The organism is Massilia arenae, assembly GCF_008014745.1.
Lineage (GTDB): Bacteria > Pseudomonadota > Gammaproteobacteria > Burkholderiales > Burkholderiaceae_D > Telluria > Telluria arenae.
This window is the reverse complement of record NZ_VPFD01000004.1, coordinates 439,985-456,581: the sequence shown is the minus strand read 5'-3', so window position 1 is coordinate 456,581 and position 16,597 is coordinate 439,985. Positions and strand designations below refer to the sequence as shown.

The 16,597-nt window shown below is 66.0% G+C and carries 12 protein-coding genes; 10 read left to right on the top strand and 2 right to left on the bottom strand.

The annotated features are described in order from the left end of the window. The first annotated feature begins 95 nt into the window (after window positions 1-95). The 3 genes from FVD38_RS06215 to FVD38_RS06205 are packed head-to-tail and all read left to right on the top strand — an operon-like array spanning window position 96 to window position 5,958. The gene (locus FVD38_RS06215; RefSeq protein ID WP_147934002.1) at window positions 96-2,012 is read left to right on the top strand and encodes a glycoside hydrolase family 97 protein; all 1,917 of its coding nucleotides are present in this window, start codon (window positions 96-98) and stop codon (window positions 2,010-2,012) included. Between the two features lie 27 nt (window positions 2,013-2,039). Further along, on the top strand, window positions 2,040-3,587 hold the full coding sequence (locus FVD38_RS06210) for an alpha-N-arabinofuranosidase (RefSeq protein ID WP_187271484.1): 1,548 nt from the start codon (window positions 2,040-2,042) through the stop codon (window positions 3,585-3,587). A 43-nt stretch (window positions 3,588-3,630) separates the two neighbouring features. Next, a complete protein-coding gene (locus FVD38_RS06205; protein ID WP_147934032.1) occupies window positions 3,631-5,958 on the top strand; it encodes a glycoside hydrolase family 127 protein in 2,328 nt (775 codons plus the stop codon). A gap of 10 nt (window positions 5,959-5,968) precedes the next feature. Here FVD38_RS06205 and FVD38_RS06200 read toward each other — a convergent pair whose 3' ends face one another. Together FVD38_RS06200 and FVD38_RS06195 are read right to left on the bottom strand one after the other, a co-directional pair. Then, window positions 5,969-6,673, bottom strand: coding sequence for an anti-sigma factor (locus FVD38_RS06200; protein WP_147934001.1), 705 nt, complete (start codon window positions 6,671-6,673; stop codon window positions 5,969-5,971). Beyond that, window positions 6,670-7,257 (bottom strand): sigma-70 family RNA polymerase sigma factor, encoded by a 588-nt coding sequence (locus FVD38_RS06195; protein WP_147934000.1) that lies wholly within the window; start codon window positions 7,255-7,257, stop codon window positions 6,670-6,672. The genes FVD38_RS06200 and FVD38_RS06195 overlap by 4 nt, the downstream gene beginning before the upstream one ends. 241 nt (window positions 7,258-7,498) lie before the next feature. Between FVD38_RS06195 and FVD38_RS06190 the strand changes: the two genes are divergently transcribed. The 7 genes from FVD38_RS06190 to FVD38_RS06160 all read left to right on the top strand — a co-directional run bounded on the left by FVD38_RS06190 (window position 7,499) and on the right by FVD38_RS06160 (window position 16,559). Beyond that, window positions 7,499-8,476, top strand: coding sequence for a ferritin-like domain-containing protein (locus FVD38_RS06190; protein WP_147933999.1), 978 nt, complete (start codon window positions 7,499-7,501; stop codon window positions 8,474-8,476). Between the two features lie 143 nt (window positions 8,477-8,619). Beyond that, on the top strand, window positions 8,620-9,582 hold the full coding sequence (locus tag FVD38_RS06185; RefSeq protein ID WP_147933998.1) for an ABC transporter substrate-binding protein: 963 nt from the start codon (window positions 8,620-8,622) through the stop codon (window positions 9,580-9,582). 7 nt (window positions 9,583-9,589) lie between these two features. Next, on the top strand, window positions 9,590-11,113 hold the full coding sequence (locus tag FVD38_RS06180; RefSeq protein ID WP_147933997.1) for a sugar ABC transporter ATP-binding protein: 1,524 nt from the start codon (window positions 9,590-9,592) through the stop codon (window positions 11,111-11,113). After that, window positions 11,110-12,204: an ABC transporter permease gene (locus tag FVD38_RS06175; protein ID WP_147933996.1), complete on the top strand. Its 1,095-nt coding sequence runs from the start codon at window positions 11,110-11,112 to the stop codon at window positions 12,202-12,204. The genes FVD38_RS06180 and FVD38_RS06175 overlap by 4 nt, the downstream gene beginning before the upstream one ends. Continuing rightward, on the top strand, window positions 12,201-13,181 hold the full coding sequence (yjfF, locus tag FVD38_RS06170; protein WP_147933995.1) for a galactofuranose ABC transporter, permease protein YjfF: 981 nt from the start codon (window positions 12,201-12,203) through the stop codon (window positions 13,179-13,181). Before FVD38_RS06175 ends, yjfF begins: the two co-directional genes overlap by 4 nt. A gap of 25 nt (window positions 13,182-13,206) precedes the next feature. Then, window positions 13,207-14,190 (top strand): LysR family transcriptional regulator, encoded by a 984-nt coding sequence (locus tag FVD38_RS06165; RefSeq protein ID WP_147933994.1) that lies wholly within the window; start codon window positions 13,207-13,209, stop codon window positions 14,188-14,190. Between the two features lie 140 nt (window positions 14,191-14,330). After that, window positions 14,331-16,559 carry a hybrid sensor histidine kinase/response regulator gene (locus FVD38_RS06160; RefSeq protein WP_147933993.1) on the top strand — a complete coding sequence of 743 codons (2,229 nt, stop codon included), beginning with the start codon at window positions 14,331-14,333 and terminating at the stop codon, window positions 16,557-16,559. The last annotated feature ends 38 nt before the right edge of the window (window positions 16,560-16,597 follow it).

Genomic DNA, 16,597 nt, shown 5'->3' with positions numbered 1-16,597 from the left:
CGTCATTCCCGCGTAGGCGGGAATCCAAGTTCTACCACCACTCACGTAAAACTTGGGTACCCGCCTGCGCGGGTACGACGGTTCTGGAGCTTGCCATGACTGCATACTGCCGCATCCGCACCGCATTGCTCGTCCTTGGAACCTTCTGCGCACATGCGCACGCCGCACCGCTCACCAGCCCCGATCGCCACATCGCGGTCGACGTCACCCTGTCCCCCACGGGCGCGCTGACCTATGCGGTCACCCGCGACGGCAACCCCGTCATCCTTCCATCGAGCCTCGGTATCGCAGTGCAGGGCGCCGACCTGACCCAGGGCCTGACGCTGGCAGCCAGCTCCCCGGTCACGCCGATCGAAGACCGCTACGAACTGGCCACCGCCAAGAAGCGTCACATCACCTACCGCGCCAACGAACAGACCCATACGGTGCGCAACGCCCAGGGCAAGACGATGGACGTGACTTTCCGCGTCTCGAACGACGGCGTCGCCTTCCGCTACCGCGTCGCCGGCAAGAACCTGACATTCGTCCGCGAAACCACGGGCTTCGCCTTCGACAAGTCGACGAAAGCCTGGCTGCAGCCGATGGCGGTCGCCCAGACCGGCTGGTCGAACACGAATCCCTCCTACGAAGAATACTACCAGCGCGAGATCCCGGTCGGCACCCCATCCACGCTCGGCGCAGGCTGGGTGTTTCCGGCGCTGTTCCGCACCGGCGAGACCTGGGTTGCGCTCACGGAGGCGAACCTGGACGGCAGCTTCCACGCCTCGCGCCTGCACACCGATTCGCGCGGTGGCGTCTACCGCCTCGACGTCCCGGCCGCACCCGAGGTGTTCACCAACGGCGCGCTACTGGCCGAGTCAAAGGGCGATCTCGTCACGCCGTGGCGCATCGTCGCAATAGGCAGCCTGCGCACGCTAGTCGAATCGACCCTCGGGACCGATCTCGCGGCGCCCGCGATCGCCTTCGACAAGGCCAGGATCCAGCCCGGCCACGCATCCTGGAGCTGGGCGCTGCTCAAGGACGACGGCACCTATATCGACACCCAGAAGCGCTTCGTCGACTACGCCGCTGACATGCATTGGGACTACACGCTGGTCGATGCCGACTGGGACCGCAAGATCGGTGTCAAACGCATGCGCGAGCTGGTGGACTATGCGGCCGCGAAGAAGATCGGCATCCTGGTCTGGTACAACTCGTCCGGCGCCTGGAACAAGACGCCGTACAGCCCGAAGGGCGCGCTGCTTACCCGTACAGCGCGCGTGCGCGAGTTCGCACGGCTGCGCGAGATGGGCGTCAAGGGCGTCAAGGTCGATTTCTTCGCTGGCGACGGCAAGTCGATGATCGCCTATTACGTCGACATGCTCCAGGATGCGGCCGATGCCGGCCTGCTGGTGAACTTCCACGGCGCCACCTTGCCGCGCGGCTGGTCGCGCACCTTCCCGAACCTGATGACGGTGGAGGCGGTGAAGGGCTTCGAATTCACCACCTTCGACCAGAAAGACCAGGATGCGATGCCGCCGCACGCCGCCATGCTGCCGTTCAGCCGCAACCTGTTCGACCCGATGGACTACACGCCGCTGGTGTTCGGCGACATCCCCAAGATCAAGCGCGTCACGCGCAATGGCTTCGAGCTGGCCGAGGCGGTGCTGTTCCTGTCCGGGATCCAGCACTTCGCCGAGCGGCCTGAAGGCATGGCGGGCGTTCCCGACTATGTAAGGAACCTGCTGCGCGACCTGCCGCGTAGTTGGGACGACATGCGATTCATCGACGGCTACCCGGGCCGCCATGCGGTCATCGCGAGAAAGAGCGGCGACAGCTGGTATGTGGCCGGATTCAATGCCGACACTGAAGCGCGCAGCGTCGACCTCGACCTCTCGTTCATCGAGGGGCGCAGCGGAATCTTGACCACCGACGGCGATGGCGAACGCGCATTCAGCCAGGCTCCGATCCGGGCCGGCAAGACCAGCATCAGCATCAAACCGCGCGGCGGCTTCGTCGCGGTATTCAAATAAGACCCACTATAAAACCAGGAGACGTCAGTGAAAGCACTCAAGCCCATCATCCTCGCATGCAGCCTCGCCGCCTTGCCGGCCCTGGCCTTCGCCCAGGTGAGCGTGTCGGTCGACACCACCAAGCCGGGCCCGGTCATCAACAAGAACGTGTACGGCCAGTTCGCCGAACACCTCGGAACCGGCATCTACGAGGGCATGTGGGTGGGGCCGGATTCCAGGATTCCGAATACCCGGGGCTGGCGTAACGACGTGGTCGGCGCGCTCAAGGAGCTGAAGGTGCCGCTGGTGCGCTGGCCGGGCGGCTGCTTCGCCGACGAGTACCACTGGCGCGACGGCATCGGCGCGCGCAACAAGCGTCCGGTCAAGGTCAACACCCACTGGGGCGGCGTGGCCGAGGACAACGCGGTGGGCACCCACGAGTTCTTCGACCTGGTCGAGCTGCTGGGCACCGAAGCCTACGTCAACGGCAATCTCGGTTCCGGCACCCCGCAAGAGATGGCCGAATGGCTCGAGTACATGACCTCGGATACCAAGTCGTCGCTGGCCGAACTGCGGCGCAAGAACGGCCGCAAGGAGCCCTATAAAGTCGCCTATTTCGGCATCGGCAACGAGGCCTGGGGCTGCGGCGGCAATATGAAGCCGGAGTATTACGCCCACCTGTACAACCACTACGCCACCTTCCTGAAAACGCCGCCGGGTGCGCGGCCGAAGATCGTCGCCAGCGGCGGCAACGACAACGACACCAAGTGGACCGACGTCTTGAGCCGCGAGGCGGCGCGCGGCACCGACGGCATCAGCTACCACTACTACACCTTGCCGACAGGCGTGTGGGACAAGAAGGGCGCCGCGACCGGCTTCCCGGAATCGGAATGGTTCTCGACCATCCAGCAGACCCTGCGCATCGACCAACAGATCAAGCAGAACATCGCCGTCCTCGACAAGAACGATCCGCAGAAGAAGATCGGCTTCTATGTCGACGAATGGGGCACCTGGTATGACGTGGAGCCGGGCACCAATCCGGGCTTCCTGTTCCAGCGAAACACGATCCGCGATGCGGTCGTGGCGGCGCTCAATTTCAACATCTTCCACGAATACGCCGAGCGGGTGCGCATGACGAATATCGCGCAGATGGTCAACGTGCTGCAGGCGATGATCATCACCGACAAGGACAAGATGCTGCTCACGCCGACCTACCACGCCTACAAGATGTACATCCCGTTCCAGGACGCGACCAAGCTGCCGGTGGCGGTCGACAACGACGTGGCCTATTCGAGCAATGGCAAGGCGGTGCCGGGCATCAGCGCCACCGCGGCGCGCGGCAAGGACGGCAAGGTCTACGTCGCCCTGGTCAATACGCACCCGACCCGCGCCAGCGACGTGGCGCTGAACGTGGCGGGCCTGAACGTAGGCAGCGTCTCGGGCCAGGTGCTCACGGCCGAGAAGATGGATGCCCACAACACCTTCGAGCAGCCGCAGGCGGTCAAGCCGGCGCCGTTCAGCGCGAAGGCGGCCGACGGCAAGCTGACGATCAAGGTGCCGGCCAAGGCCGTGATGGTCTTGGCCGTCGAGGCATGATGTGAAGGCCGCGCACGTAGCCGCGGTCGCACTGACCGCGGCGATGGCGGCGTCGGCCGCGCTGACCAGTGCGGCGCATGCCGCCGAGCTGTTTCCGCTCGCCGTCGTGCGACTGGGCCCCGGCCCCTTCCTCGACGCCCAGACCACCAACCTGAACTACCTGATGGCGATGGAGCCCGACCGCCTGCTGGCGCCATTCCTGCGCGAAGCCGGCCTGCGGCCGCGCCAGCCCAGCTACGGCAACTGGGAGTCGACCGGCCTGGATGGCCATATGGGCGGCCACTACCTGTCGGCGCTGGCATTGATGTACGCGTCGACCGGCGACCAGGAAGCCCTGCGCCGCCTGAACTATTTCGTGGCCGAACTGAAACGCGCGCAGCAGGCCAACGGCGACGGCTATATCGGCGGCATTCCCGGCGGACGCCAGGCCTGGCGCGACATCGCAGCCGGCAAGCTGGAAGCCGACAACTTCTCGGTCAACGGCAAGTGGGTGCCCTGGTATAACCTGCACAAGGTGTACGCGGGACTGCGCGACGCCTACCGTTACGCCGGCAACGAGGATGCGAAAGCCATGCTGGTGCAGCTGTCCGACTGGGCGCTGGCCCTGAGCTCGAAGCTGTCGCCGCAGCAGATGCAGACCATGCTGCGCAGCGAGCATGGCGGCATGAACGAGATCTTCGTCGACGTGGCCGAGATGACGGGCGATCGCAAATACCTCGACCTGGCGCTGGCCTTCTCGCACCAGGCTGTGTTGCAGCCGCTGGCGCGCAAGCAGGACCAGCTGACCGGGCTACATGCGAATACCCAGATCCCGAAGGTGATCGGCTTCAAGCGCATCGCCGACATCACGGGACGGCAGGATATGGGAGAGGCGGCCCGCTTCTTCTGGCAGACCGTGGTCGACAAGCGCACGGTGGCCATCGGCGGCAACAGCGTCAAGGAGCACTTCCACAGCACCGACGACTTCGAGCCCATGGTGCACGAGGTCGAAGGCCCGGAGACCTGCAACACCTATAACATGCTGAAGCTGACCGGGATGCTGTTCCGGTCGGAGCAGAAGGGTACATACGGGGACTACTACGAGCGGGCGCTGTACAACCACATCCTGTCGTCGCAGCGGCCGGAAGGCGGCTTCGTCTACTTCACGCCGATGCGGCCGAACCACTACCGCGTGTATTCGCAGGTGGACAAGGGCATGTGGTGCTGCGTCGGCTCGGGCATCGAAAGCCACGCCAAATACGGTGAGTTCATCTATGCCCACGACAAGGACACGCTGTTCGTGAACCTGTTCGTCGCCTCCACCCTGGACTGGAAGGAGAAGGGCGTCAGGATCACCCAGGCCACGGCTTTCCCGGATGCCGACACCACGCGCCTGACGGTCGATGGCGACGGCCGCTTTGCGATGAAGATCCGCTACCCGGCATGGATAGCGCCTGGCCGCATGGAGGTGAAGGTCAATGGCGCGGCGGTGAAGATCGACGCCCGGCCGGGCAGCTATGCGACCATCGAACGCGCCTGGCGCAAGGGCGACCGGGTCGACGTGAGGCTGCCGATGACCACCCACCTTGAACAAATGCCGGGCAAGTTGAATTACTACGCCGTGCTGCACGGGCCGGTCGTGCTGGCGGCGCGCACGCGCCTGTTCGGCGACGACAAGCTCAATTACCTGGCCGACGACTCGCGCATGGGGCATATCGCCTCGGGGCCAACTTGCCCGCTGGAGGCCGCGCCGATGTTCGTCAGCGACTCGACCGATTTCATCGCCCGCTTCAAGCCGGTGGCCGGCAAGCCGCTGACCTTCACCGCGCCGGGGCTCGTCCATGGCGCGGATGGGCCGCGCACCGAGTTCATTCCCTTCTTTCGCCTGCACGAATCGCGCTACACGATGTACTGGCAGCATGCGACGCCGGGTGGCCTGAAGGCGCAGCAGGCCGCGAATGCGGCGCGCGAGGCGGATCGGATCGCGTTGAATGCCAGGACCATCGACCAGGTGGCGCCGGGCGAGCAGCAGCCGGAGTCGGATCACTTCTTCAAGGGGGAGGGCAGTGAGGCCGGGATCGAGAACGGCCGGCACTGGCGGCATGCGAGCAAGTGGTTCAGCTATGAGCTGAACGACCGGAAGGGTGAGGCCAGGGTGTTGCGGCTAACGTTTTCCAGGGAGGATGCCGGGCGGCGCTTCGATGTGCTGCTCAATGGCCAGCCGTTGGCGAGCGTTACCCTGGCGGCGGATGCGGAAGCGCAGATCTACACCGTGGATTATCCGATTCCCGCGTCAATGCGCCAGGCCGCCCAGGGCAAGCTGAGCGTGCGCTTCGTCGCCAGGCCGGGTTCGGTGACCGGCCGGCTGTATGGCTTGCGGTTACTAAGATAAGGGGCGGCAGCTACAGCATCCGCACCCAGTTGCCCTTGTAGAGGATCGGCCCGGTCGGCCCGTCCGGGTTCGGCGAGCCGCCGCGCGGTTCCAGCGACACGGCGAGCAGCGCCACGTCGTCGCCAATCGCCGCCCGGCTCAATCCGAGTTCGATAACGCCGCGGTCGGACAGCACGCCGAGCGAACGCGGATTGCCCTGCTTCGGCACGGCCCACAGCTGCAGGCTGCGGTCGGCGGCGACCGGGGCCGGCTCGACCAGACGCACGGTCAGCACCTGACGGCGACTGTCGCCGGTCAGCAGCAGCGCGGTGCGGGCCTTGTCGTCCTGCAGCGTGGCGAGGTAGTCGACCCGTGGACGGTCCAGCAGCGACGAGCCGAGTACGCCCACCAGAAGCAGCGCACAGGCCATCGAGGCCAGCCCCAGCGTGCGCCAGAAGACCAGCGATTCGCTGCGCCAGAACTGCCATGCGGCGTGACGGCGCCGCAATCCGAGCCGCCGTTCGACGGCCAGCCAGACCCGCTCGGGCGCGGCCTGCGGGGTCGAGAACTCGGCCATCGGCGCCAGGCGCTCTTCCCACTCGTGCACGAGGCGGCGCAAGGCCGCGTCGTCGCGCAGATGGGTCTCGAAGCGGCGCCGCGCGCCGCCCTTGAGCGTGCCCAGGACGTATTCGGCGGCCAGTTTGTCGCACAGGGCGGGATGGTCGCGCAGCTTCATGCCCGTTGGCCTTTCGCCAGGCAGGCCTTGAGACGTTCCAGGCTGCGCCGGATCCAGGTCTTGACGGTGCCGATGGGGATGGCCATCTGTAGCGCTACCTCGCTGTGCGACAGGTCATGGAAGAATGCCAGCCCCACGACCTGCCGGTGCTCACCCGCGAGCGTCGACATGCAGTAGGCCAGCGCCTTGGCGTCGCGGCTGATGAGCAGCGCATCGATCGGCGTCGCGCGCGGATCGTGCAGGGCGGCCATGACGCCCTCGTCGAACATCGGGCCGTCGATACCGACATCGTGCGCTTGCCTGCGCAGCAGGTCGAGCGCCTTGTTGCGCACGATGGTCGTCATCCACGTCATGGGCGCGGCCAGGTGTGCCTGATAACTGGCGGCGCCATGCCAGATCGCGACGAAACCATCCTGCAGGGCTTCCTCTGCCAATTCCCGCTTACCCAGTATACGCAGCGCGAAGCCAAACAGTTTTGGCGATGTGGCGTCGTAGAGCAGGCGAAACGCGGGCGCATCGTGCCGCGCCGCTGCTTGCAGCCAGCCCCTCAGCTGTTCGGGATCGATCGGGTGGGAGTCTGGCACCGGGCACCTTGAGGTTAGCGCGTTGGAAAGAAATCTGTTTGTTTCGACAATATCACGCGCTATCGCCGAGCACGCGCACGCGAGCGGCCGCGCCTGTCTTCAAATAGTTGAAACCGAACGCAGCCGGCGCGAGTACAAGCTGCATGCGCCGTGTCGCCGGTTTCGAGCAGATTTCCTGATTGAAATTCTTAAGCATGCGCTGGCGAAGTTTCTTGATTGCTATTCCAACAGGAGAACTACCATGACAGACACGAATGTGACCTTGGCACTACTCGAATCACGCAAGCAGAAGCTCGAAAAACGGCGTTCCTTCTTCAAGAATGTCGGCGGCATCAGCGTCGGCATGGTGGGCGGCACCTTCCTGAGCGCCTGCGGCGGCTCGGTCAAGGACGCCATCGCCCAGGCTGCGGCGCCGACCGACGTCGACATCCTCAATTTCGCGCTCAATCTGGAGTATCTGGAAGCACAGTTCTATTCCTATGCGGCGCTGGGCATCGGCCTTCCAGCCAATTTGCTGACCGGCGCCGGCACGCAGGGCGCGGTGACCGGCGGCCGTCAGGTGCAGTTCAAGGATCCGCTGGTGGCCCAGTATGCGAAGGAAATCGCGCAGGACGAGATCGCCCACGTCGCCTTCCTGCGCGGCGCGCTCGGCGAGGCGGCGGTGGCCCAGCCGGCGCTGGACATCGGCGGCACCGATCCGAACGGCGCGTTCTCGAGCGCGGCGCGCGCGGCCGGCCTGGTCGGCCCGGGCGTCGCTTTCGACCCGTATGCCAGCGACGAGAACTTCCTGCTCGGCGCCTTCATCTTCGAAGACGTCGGCGTGACCGCGTACAAGGGCGCTTCACCCCTCATCCAGAACAAGACTTTCCTCGAGGCGGCGGCCGGCATCCTGGCGGCCGAGGCTTATCACGCGGGGCTGGTGCGCACGGTGCTGTACTCGAAGGGATTGAGCACGCCATCGCTGCGCACCGCGGCCGGCGCGATCTCGGATGCGCGCGACAGCCTCGATGGGACGAGCGATGTGGATCAGGGCATCGTCCACGCGTCGGATGCGACCGTGTCGAACATCGTACCGCTGGACAAGGACGGCATTGCCTTCAGCCGCACGCCGGGCGATGTGCTCAATATCGTTTATCTGACCAGGGAGTCGGTCACCATGGGCGGGTTCTTCCCGCGCGGGGCGAATGGGGTGCTGAATATGAGCTCTGCATATTCCTGAGCCGTGACCGGAGGGCCTGCCTGCCGGTCCGGGGGCAGGTTGCGATCGATATTCGAAAACATATCGCAACTCTCAAAAAATTGATTGGATCAGTATCTCGCTTTGTCCTAGGATTGCAGAACAACAATACCGGAGACAAAGTGATGAGACTGACCCGTAGGAACGTCCTGGGCGTGGCCGTGGCCGCAACAGTTGTGCCGCTGAACGCGGCCTTCGCCGCCAAACCCCTCACCATCGGCTTCTCGCAAGTTGGCGCCGAAAGCGAATGGCGCACCGCCAACACCGCCTCGATCAAGGACGCCGCCAAAAAGGCCGGCGTCAACCTCAAATTCGCCGACGCCCAGCAGCGCCAGGAAAACCAGGTCAAGGCAATCCGCTCCTTCATCGCCCAGCGGGTCGACGTCATCGCTTTCTCCCCGGTCGTGGAATCGGGCTGGGATACCGTGCTGCGAGAAGCCAAGCGCGCCAATATCCCCGTCATCCTGACCGACCGCGGCGTCAAGGTCAGCGACGAGTCGCTGTACGTCACCTTCCTCGGTTCCGACTTCGTGGAAGAGGGCCGCCGCGCCGCGCGCTGGCTGGTCGAGCACGCGAAGAAGAACCCGAACCGCGCCTATAACATCGTCGAGCTGCAGGGCACCGTGGGCTCGGCCCCTGCCATCGACCGCAAGGCCGGCTTCGCAGAAATCATGAAGACCGAGCCGCGACTGAAGATCATCCGTTCCCAGACCGGCGACTTCACCCGCGCCAAGGGCAAGGAGGTGATGGAAGCCTTCCTCAAGTCCGAGGGCAAGAACATCACCGTGCTGTACGCGCACAACGACGACATGGCGATCGGCGCCATCCAGGCGATCGAGGAGGCCGGCCTGAAACCGGGCAAGGACATCCTGGTCGTGTCGATCGACGGCGTGCGCGGTGCGTTCGAGGCCATGTTGCAGGGTAAGCTGAACGTGACCGTCGAATGCAACCCGCTGCTCGGCCCGCAGTTGATGGAAGCGGCCAAGGCGGTCAAGGCCGGCAAGCCGGTGCCGAAGCGTATCGTGGTGCAAGAAGGCGTCTTCCCGGCCGAAGTCGCAGCCAAGGAATTCCCGAACCGTAAGTATTGAGGCGGCCATGCTCGCCTCGACCACGGCGCTGCCGGTGCTCGACGTCTCCGGCATCCACAAACAGTTCCCGGGCGTGAAAGCGCTGTCGGATGCGGGCCTGCGCCTGTATCCGGGCGAAGTGCACACCCTGATGGGCCAGAACGGGGCCGGCAAGTCCACCCTGATCAAGGTGCTGACGGGCGTCTACCAGCCGGAGCGCGGCGGCATCGTGCTCGATGGCGAGCACATCAAACCGCGCTCGACCCAGCACGCCCAGGAACTCGGCATTAGCACGGTGTACCAGGAAGTGAACCTGTGCCCGAACCTGTCGGTCGCCGAGAACATCTTCATCGGCCGTTATCCAAAGCGCTTCGGCATGATCGACTGGCGCCGCATGCGCCGCGACGCTGCCGAGCTGCTCGCGCGCTTGCAGGTCAACGTCGACGTCAGCCAGCCGCTGGCCAGCTATCCGCTGGCGATCCAGCAGATGGTGGCCATCGCCCGCGCGCTGAACATCTCGGCCAAGGTGCTGATCCTGGACGAGCCCACGTCCAGTCTCGACGAGGCCGAGGTGCAGCTGCTGTTCTCGGTGTTGAAAAACCTTCGCGAGCAGGGCATGGCGATCCTGTTCGTCACCCACTTCCTCGAGCAGACCTATGCGATCTCGGACCGCATCACGGTGATGCGCAACGGCGAGCGCGAAGGCGAATACCTGTGCAGCGAGCTGTCGCGCCTGGCCCTGGTGAACAAGATGATCGGCGTGGCCGCCGACACCCGGGAGCAGCCGCAGACCTGCATCGAAGAAGGCCACCAGGCCGGCCCGACCCTGCTGCAAACAAAAGAACTCGCGCGCCGCGGCGTGCTGGCGCCGCTCGACCTGACCATCAGGCAGGGCGAGTTGCTGGGCCTTGCCGGCCTGCTGGGCTCCGGCCGCACCGAGACCGCGCGCCTGCTGTTCGGCGCCGATAAAGCCGACGATGGCGCGATCGAGATCGGCGGCCGTTCGACCACCTTCGCCACCCCGCGCGATGCGATCGCGCAGGGCATCGGCTTCTGCTCCGAAGACCGCAAGCACGAGGGCGCGATCCTGGACCTGTCGGTGCGCGAGAACCTGATCCTGGCCCTGCAGGCGCGCCAGGGGTTACTGCGCGCGATCCCGCTGCGGCGCCAGCAAGAGCTGGCCGACTACTACGTCAAACAACTGGGGATCAAGACGGCGAGTATCGAGACGCCGATCGGCACGCTCTCGGGCGGCAACCAGCAAAAAGTGCTGCTGGCGCGCTGGCTGGCCACCGAGCCCAAGCTGATGATCCTCGACGAACCCACCCGCGGCATCGACGTGCGGGCAAAGCAGGAAATCATGGATTACGTCACCACGCTGTGCCGCAAGGGCATGGCCATCCTGTTCATTTCGTCCGAACTGCCCGAGGTGCTGCGCGTCTCCGACCGCATCGTCGTCATGCGCGACCGCAAGGCTTGCGGCGAGTACCGCCGCGGTGAGCTGGACGACAGCTCGGTGCTGCACGTGATCGCAGGGGAGGGCTGCCAATGATCGTCAAGGAACAACCGCCCGTCGTGGCAGCCACTCAGGCCGCAAGGCCCGCCGTGCCGGTGAAGGATTCGCTGCTCTCGCGGGCGCTGGCCCACCACCTGTTCCGCCCCCTGGCCGCGCTGGCAGCGCTGCTGCTGATCGACTTCCTGCTCATCCCCGGCTTCTTCCGTCTGGAGATCAAGGACGGTCACCTGTACGGCTCCCTGGTCGACATCGTCAACCGCGCCGCGCCGCTGATGCTGGCGGCGATCGGCATGACCCTGGTGATCGCCACGCGCGGCATCGACATCTCGGTCGGCGCCGTGGTGGCGCTGTCCGGCACCGTGGCCTCGATGCTGATCGGAGGGACGATGGTGATCCAGGACGGCGTGCCGGTCTACGTGGCCGAGACGCCGATGCTGCTGGCGATGGCCGCCGCCCTCGGCGCGGCGCTGCTGTGCGGCCTGTGGAACGGCGCGCTGGTCGCCGGCCTGGGCCTGCAGCCCATCGTCGCGACCCTGATCCTGATGGTGGCGGGGCGCGGCCTGGCCCAGCTGCTCACCGACGGCCAGATCGTCACCGTCTACTATCAGCCGTTCTTCTTCCTCGGCAGCGGCTACCTGTTCGGCCTGCCGTTCGCGCTGTTCGTGGTGGTGGCGGTGTTCGGCGTCACCGCGCTGCTGCTGCGCCATACCGCGCTCGGGCTGTTCATCCAGGCGGTCGGCATCAATCCTGTCGCGGCGCGCCTGGCCGGCATACGCACCGCGGCCCTGATCGTGTTCGTCTACGTGTTCGCGGCCACTTGCGCCGGCATGGCGGGCTTGATGATCAGCTCCAACGTCAAGAGCGCGGACGCCAACAACGCCGGCCTGATGCTGGAACTCGACGCGATCCTGGCCGTGACCCTGGGCGGCACCTCGCTCGCCGGCGGCAAGTTCAGCCTGGCCGGCTCCATCATCGGTGCGCTGATCATCCAGACGCTCACCTACACCATCTATTCACTGGGCGTGCCGCCCGAGGTCAATATGGTCGTCAAGTCGGTCGTCGTGTTCCTGGTCTGTGTTTCGCAGTCGGATCAGTTCAAGGGCCTGTGGAAGCGGAGGGCGGCATGAACGCGGTCGTCGCGCACGCACGCAAGCTGTCAAGTGCGCCATCCTTCACCTCGCTGGTCACGGTGGTCCTGCTGGCCGCGATGCTGCTGGTCGGCGGCGCCCTGTACGAAGGTTTTCTATCGCTGCAGGTGATGCTTAACCTCCTGATCGATAACGCCTTTCTGCTGGTGATCGCGATCGGCATGGGTTTCGTGATCCTGTCGGGCGGGATCGACCTGTCGGTCGGCGCCGTGCTGGCGCTGTCGACCATGATCGCGGCCTGGCTGTTGCAGGTGGCGCATTGGCCGCCGCTGGCGGTGATCGCCACCGTGCTGGCGCTGGGCTTCCTGTTCGGCGGCGGGATGGGTGCTGTCATCCATTACTTCCGCCTGCAGCCCTTCATCGTCACCCTGGCCGGCATGTTCCTGGCGCGCGGACTGTGCTACCTGATCAGCATCGAGTCGATCACGATCGAGGATCCGCTGTTCGTGGCGATGTCGCAGACGCAGATCCCGTTCTTCGGCGGCTTCCTCTCGCCCGGCGCCCTGATCGCGCTCGCCATGCTGGCCTGCGCCGTCTGGCTCGCCCACTACAGCGGCTTCGGCCGCGCCGTGTATGCGGTCGGCGGCAACGAGCAATCGGCCGCGATGATGGGCCTGTCGGTCGGCCGCACCAAGATCCTGGTATATGCCTTCAGCGGTTTCTGCGCCTCGCTGGCGGGCTTGCTGTTCGCGTTCTACATGCTGTCCGGCTACGGCCTGCATGCGCAGGGCACGGAGCTCGATGCGATCGCCGCCGTCGTCATCGGCGGCACCTTGCTCACCGGCGGCTACGGCTACATCCTGGGCGCCTTGTCCGGCGTGCTGGTGCTGGGCACGATCCAGACCCTGATCGCCTTCGACGGCACGCTCAGTTCATGGTGGACCAAGATCGTGATCGGCGGCCTGCTGTTCGTGTTCTGCGTGGTGCAGCGCGTGATGGCGTTCAAATCACCGTGAGACGCCGGGCTGATATGATTTCCTGATGGATACGACAAACCCGAACTGGTTCCTGAAGGCGCGCCTCAAGACGCGCCAGCTGCTGCTGCTGATCGCGCTGGACGATTACCGCAACATCCACCGCGCAGCCGAAGAGCTGCACATGACGCAGCCGGCGGCGTCCAAGCAGGTCAAGGACCTGGAACAGATGCTCGACGTGCGCCTGTTCGAGCGCCTGCCGCGCGGGATGGAACCGACCATCTACGGCGAAACCATGATCCGCCACGCCCGCATGGCGCTTACCAGCCTGGCGCTGGCGCACGACGACATCGTCGCGCTCAAGGCCGGGCTGGCGGGGCAGGTCGAGGTGGGTGTGATCATGGCGCCGGCGATGGCGCTGCTGCCGCGCGCGATCGCGCGCATCAAGGCGCAGGCGCCGCTGCTGCGCATCGGCGTGCAGCTCGAATCCAGCAACGTATTGCTCGACAAGCTCAAACACGGCGCCCTCGACTTCATGATCGGCCGCATCCTGGACAAGGAGGATTCGACGGGCCTGATCTACGAGGAGCTGAGCGAGGAGCCGGCCTGCGCCGTCGTGCGCCCCGGCCATCCGCTGCTGGAGCGGCGCGGCCTGAGTCTCGAGGACATCGCCGCCAGCCCGTGGATATTGCCGTCGCCGGGCAGCATCCTGCGCCACCGCTTCGACATGATGTTCCGACGCGCCGGCCTGCCGCCACCGGTCAATGTGGTCGACACCACGGCGATCCTGCTGGTGACGGCGCTGCTGCAGCAGACCGACGCCCTGCACGTGATGCCGCAAGAGGTGGCGCAGTACTACGCCTCGCTGAACGTGATGCGAATCCTGCCGATCGAGCTGCCATGCAAGATGGATGCCTTCGGCATCATCCGCCAGCAAGACCATCTGCTGTCGCCGGGCGCCGACCTGCTGCTGAAGGCGGTCCGGGCCGCCGCCGCTGAGATCTATCAAACTGTGTCATCAGCACAACCACCAAAAGTCACAGATGTGTAACGGGCGCAGCCCAATCAATTTGCTCGATATAATCCCCAGCAATAAGAAAATGTTGGCGGCGGGGCAATAAGAACGCGAGGGGATACGTTCCAGTGTATTAAGCCCAGCCAGCTTCGCGAGAACCACACTGGGTAATCCTGATGAGCAATCTGAGCAGTTTCCCGCCGGCGACCGTCGGCGGCTTGGCGCTGGGAGAGCCGAACACGTGGCCCGAGGGCTTGCGCGCCATCGGCGACCTGATCCTGGCCTCGCGCTTCCCGATGTTCCTGGCCATCGGCGCCGACCTGCGCCTGTTCTACAACGACGCCTATTCCGACCTGCTCGGCGACAAGCACCCGGCGGCGCGCGGCGCGCCGTACGCGAGCGTGCGCCCCGAGCTGTGGGAGCGCATGCGTCCCTATTTCGAACTCGTGCTGGCCGGCGAAGCGACCCAGCTCCAGCACGCCCTGATGGAATTCGAGCGCAACGGCAAGCGCGAGCGGCGTTTCTTTTCCGTCTCGCTGTCGCCGGTGCGCCATGCGGGAGAGGTGGCCGGCGTCTATTGCGTGCTCACGGAGACCACCTCGGACGTGCTGTCCGAGCACCGCCACGCTTTTCACCAGAAGCTGGGCGAGACCCTCGACGGCCTGGACGACGCGGTTAACATCATGAAGGCTACCAGCGCCATGACCGGGCAGACCCTAGGCGTGGCGCGCGTCGGCTATGGCGAGATCGATCCCGCCGGCCGCACCGTCAGCATCGACCGCGACTGGACCGAGGGCCGCATGGCGAGCCTGGCCGGCATGTCCCATGCCCTGGACGATTTTGGCTCCGACATTGCCGACATGCTGCGCCAGGGCCGCACCGTGCGCATCGACGACGTCGCGGCCGACGCGCGCTCGGCGCCGTGCGCCGCGGCCTATGTCGGCATCGGCGCACGCGCGGTGGTGATCGTGCCGATCATCGAAGAAGCGCGCCTGTCGGCCGTGTTCTACCTGCACGAGCCATTTGCGCGCCACTGGACCGAGCAAGAAACCGCGATGGCCGAGGACGTGGCGCGTCACACGCGCGAGGTGGTGCGCCGCTCGCGCCTGGAGGAAACCCTGCGCGATGCGGCGCTCGAGCGCGACGCGCTGCTGCAGAGCGAGCGCCTGGCGCGCGTGCAGGCCGAGCGCCTGAGCCACGCCAAGGACGAATTCCTGGCCATGCTGGCGCACGAGCTGCGCAATCCCCTGGCGCCGATCAGCAGCTCGGCCAGCCTGCTGAGCATGCAGTTCGCCACCGAGCCGCGCATCTGCCAGACCAGTTCCATCATCAGCCGCCAGGTCAAGCACATGAGCCGCCTGATCGACGACCTGCTGGACGTCTCGCGCGTGACGCGCGGCCTGGTCAAGCTCAAGCTGGCGACGGTCGACTTCCGCGAGGTGGTGACCGGGGCGCTCGACCAGACCCGCCCGCTGGTGCTGGAAAAATCGCACCAGGTGCGGGTGGAGCTGCCCAAGGCGCCGGTCTGGGTGCGCGGCGACCAGACGCGCCTGGTGCAGAGCGTGGCCAATATCGTCAACAACGCCGCCAAGTACACGCCGAAAGGCGGCCAGATCGCGCTCGCGCTGGAGGTGGTCGACGGCCGAATGGTCTTGCGCGTGCGCGACAACGGCTCCGGCATGCCGCCCGACCTGGTGCCGAGCGTGTTCGACCTGTTCACCCAGGGCGCGCGCACGCTGGCGCGCTCGCAGGGCGGGCTGGGGCTGGGCCTGACCCTGGTCAAGCGCCTGGTCGACCTGCACGAAGGCGAGGTGGCGGCGCATAGCGAAGGCGTGGGTTTCGGCAGCACCTTCACGCTGACCTTGCCCTGCGTGGCGGGCGCCTGCGGTGGCACTGACGCGCAGCCGGGCGACCCGGAAGCCGCGCGCGCCGTCCTGCAGCGCAAGCTGCGGGTGCTGATCGTGGACGACAACAGCGACGCCGCCGACAGCCTGTCCACCCTGCTGCAGGTGCAGGGCCATGCCACCTCGGTCGAGTACGACGCCCAGTCGGCGCTGCGCCGCGCGCGCGCCGAGCGGCCCGACGTGATGCTGATCGATATCGGCCTGCCCGACGTCGACGGCTACCAGCTGGCCCAGGAACTGCGCTCGCTGCCCGAGACGGCGGCCACGGTGCCGGTTGCGGTGACCGGCTACGGCCAGGCCAAGGACCGCGAACGGGCGCTGCAGGCGGGCTTCGCCCACCACCTGGTCAAGCCGGTCGACATGACGGCGCTGGCGCGCATTCTCGAGTCCAGCGCGGCGCTCGCGGCGGTGGCGGAAGCGGAGGCGCAGGCAGAGGCGGCCCGCGCGATGCCCAAGCCGGCATCGGCGTCCGAGTCCGAAGAAGCGATGGCGCCGGCCTGAATATTGCCCGGGATATTGCCCGGGACCACGGCTATCGG

What these genes read in the sequence shown, in the direction of transcription:
- FVD38_RS06215 (WP_147934002.1), top strand. Translation starts at nt 96, where the DNA reads ATGACTGCATACTGCCGCATCCGCACCGCATTGCTCGTCCTTGGAACC.
- FVD38_RS06205 (WP_147934032.1), top strand. Translation starts at nt 3,631, where the DNA reads ATGGCGGCGTCGGCCGCGCTGACCAGTGCGGCGCATGCCGCCGAGCTG.
- FVD38_RS06200 (WP_147934001.1), bottom strand. Translation starts at nt 6,673, where the DNA reads ATGAAGCTGCGCGACCATCCCGCCCTGTGCGACAAACTGGCCGCCGAA.
- FVD38_RS06190 (WP_147933999.1), top strand. Translation starts at nt 7,499, where the DNA reads ATGACAGACACGAATGTGACCTTGGCACTACTCGAATCACGCAAGCAG.
- FVD38_RS06185 (WP_147933998.1), top strand. Translation starts at nt 8,620, where the DNA reads ATGAGACTGACCCGTAGGAACGTCCTGGGCGTGGCCGTGGCCGCAACA.
- FVD38_RS06180 (WP_147933997.1), top strand. Translation starts at nt 9,590, where the DNA reads ATGCTCGCCTCGACCACGGCGCTGCCGGTGCTCGACGTCTCCGGCATC.
- FVD38_RS06175 (WP_147933996.1), top strand. Translation starts at nt 11,110, where the DNA reads ATGATCGTCAAGGAACAACCGCCCGTCGTGGCAGCCACTCAGGCCGCA.
- yjfF (WP_147933995.1), top strand. Translation starts at nt 12,201, where the DNA reads ATGAACGCGGTCGTCGCGCACGCACGCAAGCTGTCAAGTGCGCCATCC.
- FVD38_RS06165 (WP_147933994.1), top strand. Translation starts at nt 13,207, where the DNA reads ATGGATACGACAAACCCGAACTGGTTCCTGAAGGCGCGCCTCAAGACG.
- FVD38_RS06160 (WP_147933993.1), top strand. Translation starts at nt 14,331, where the DNA reads ATGAGCAATCTGAGCAGTTTCCCGCCGGCGACCGTCGGCGGCTTGGCG.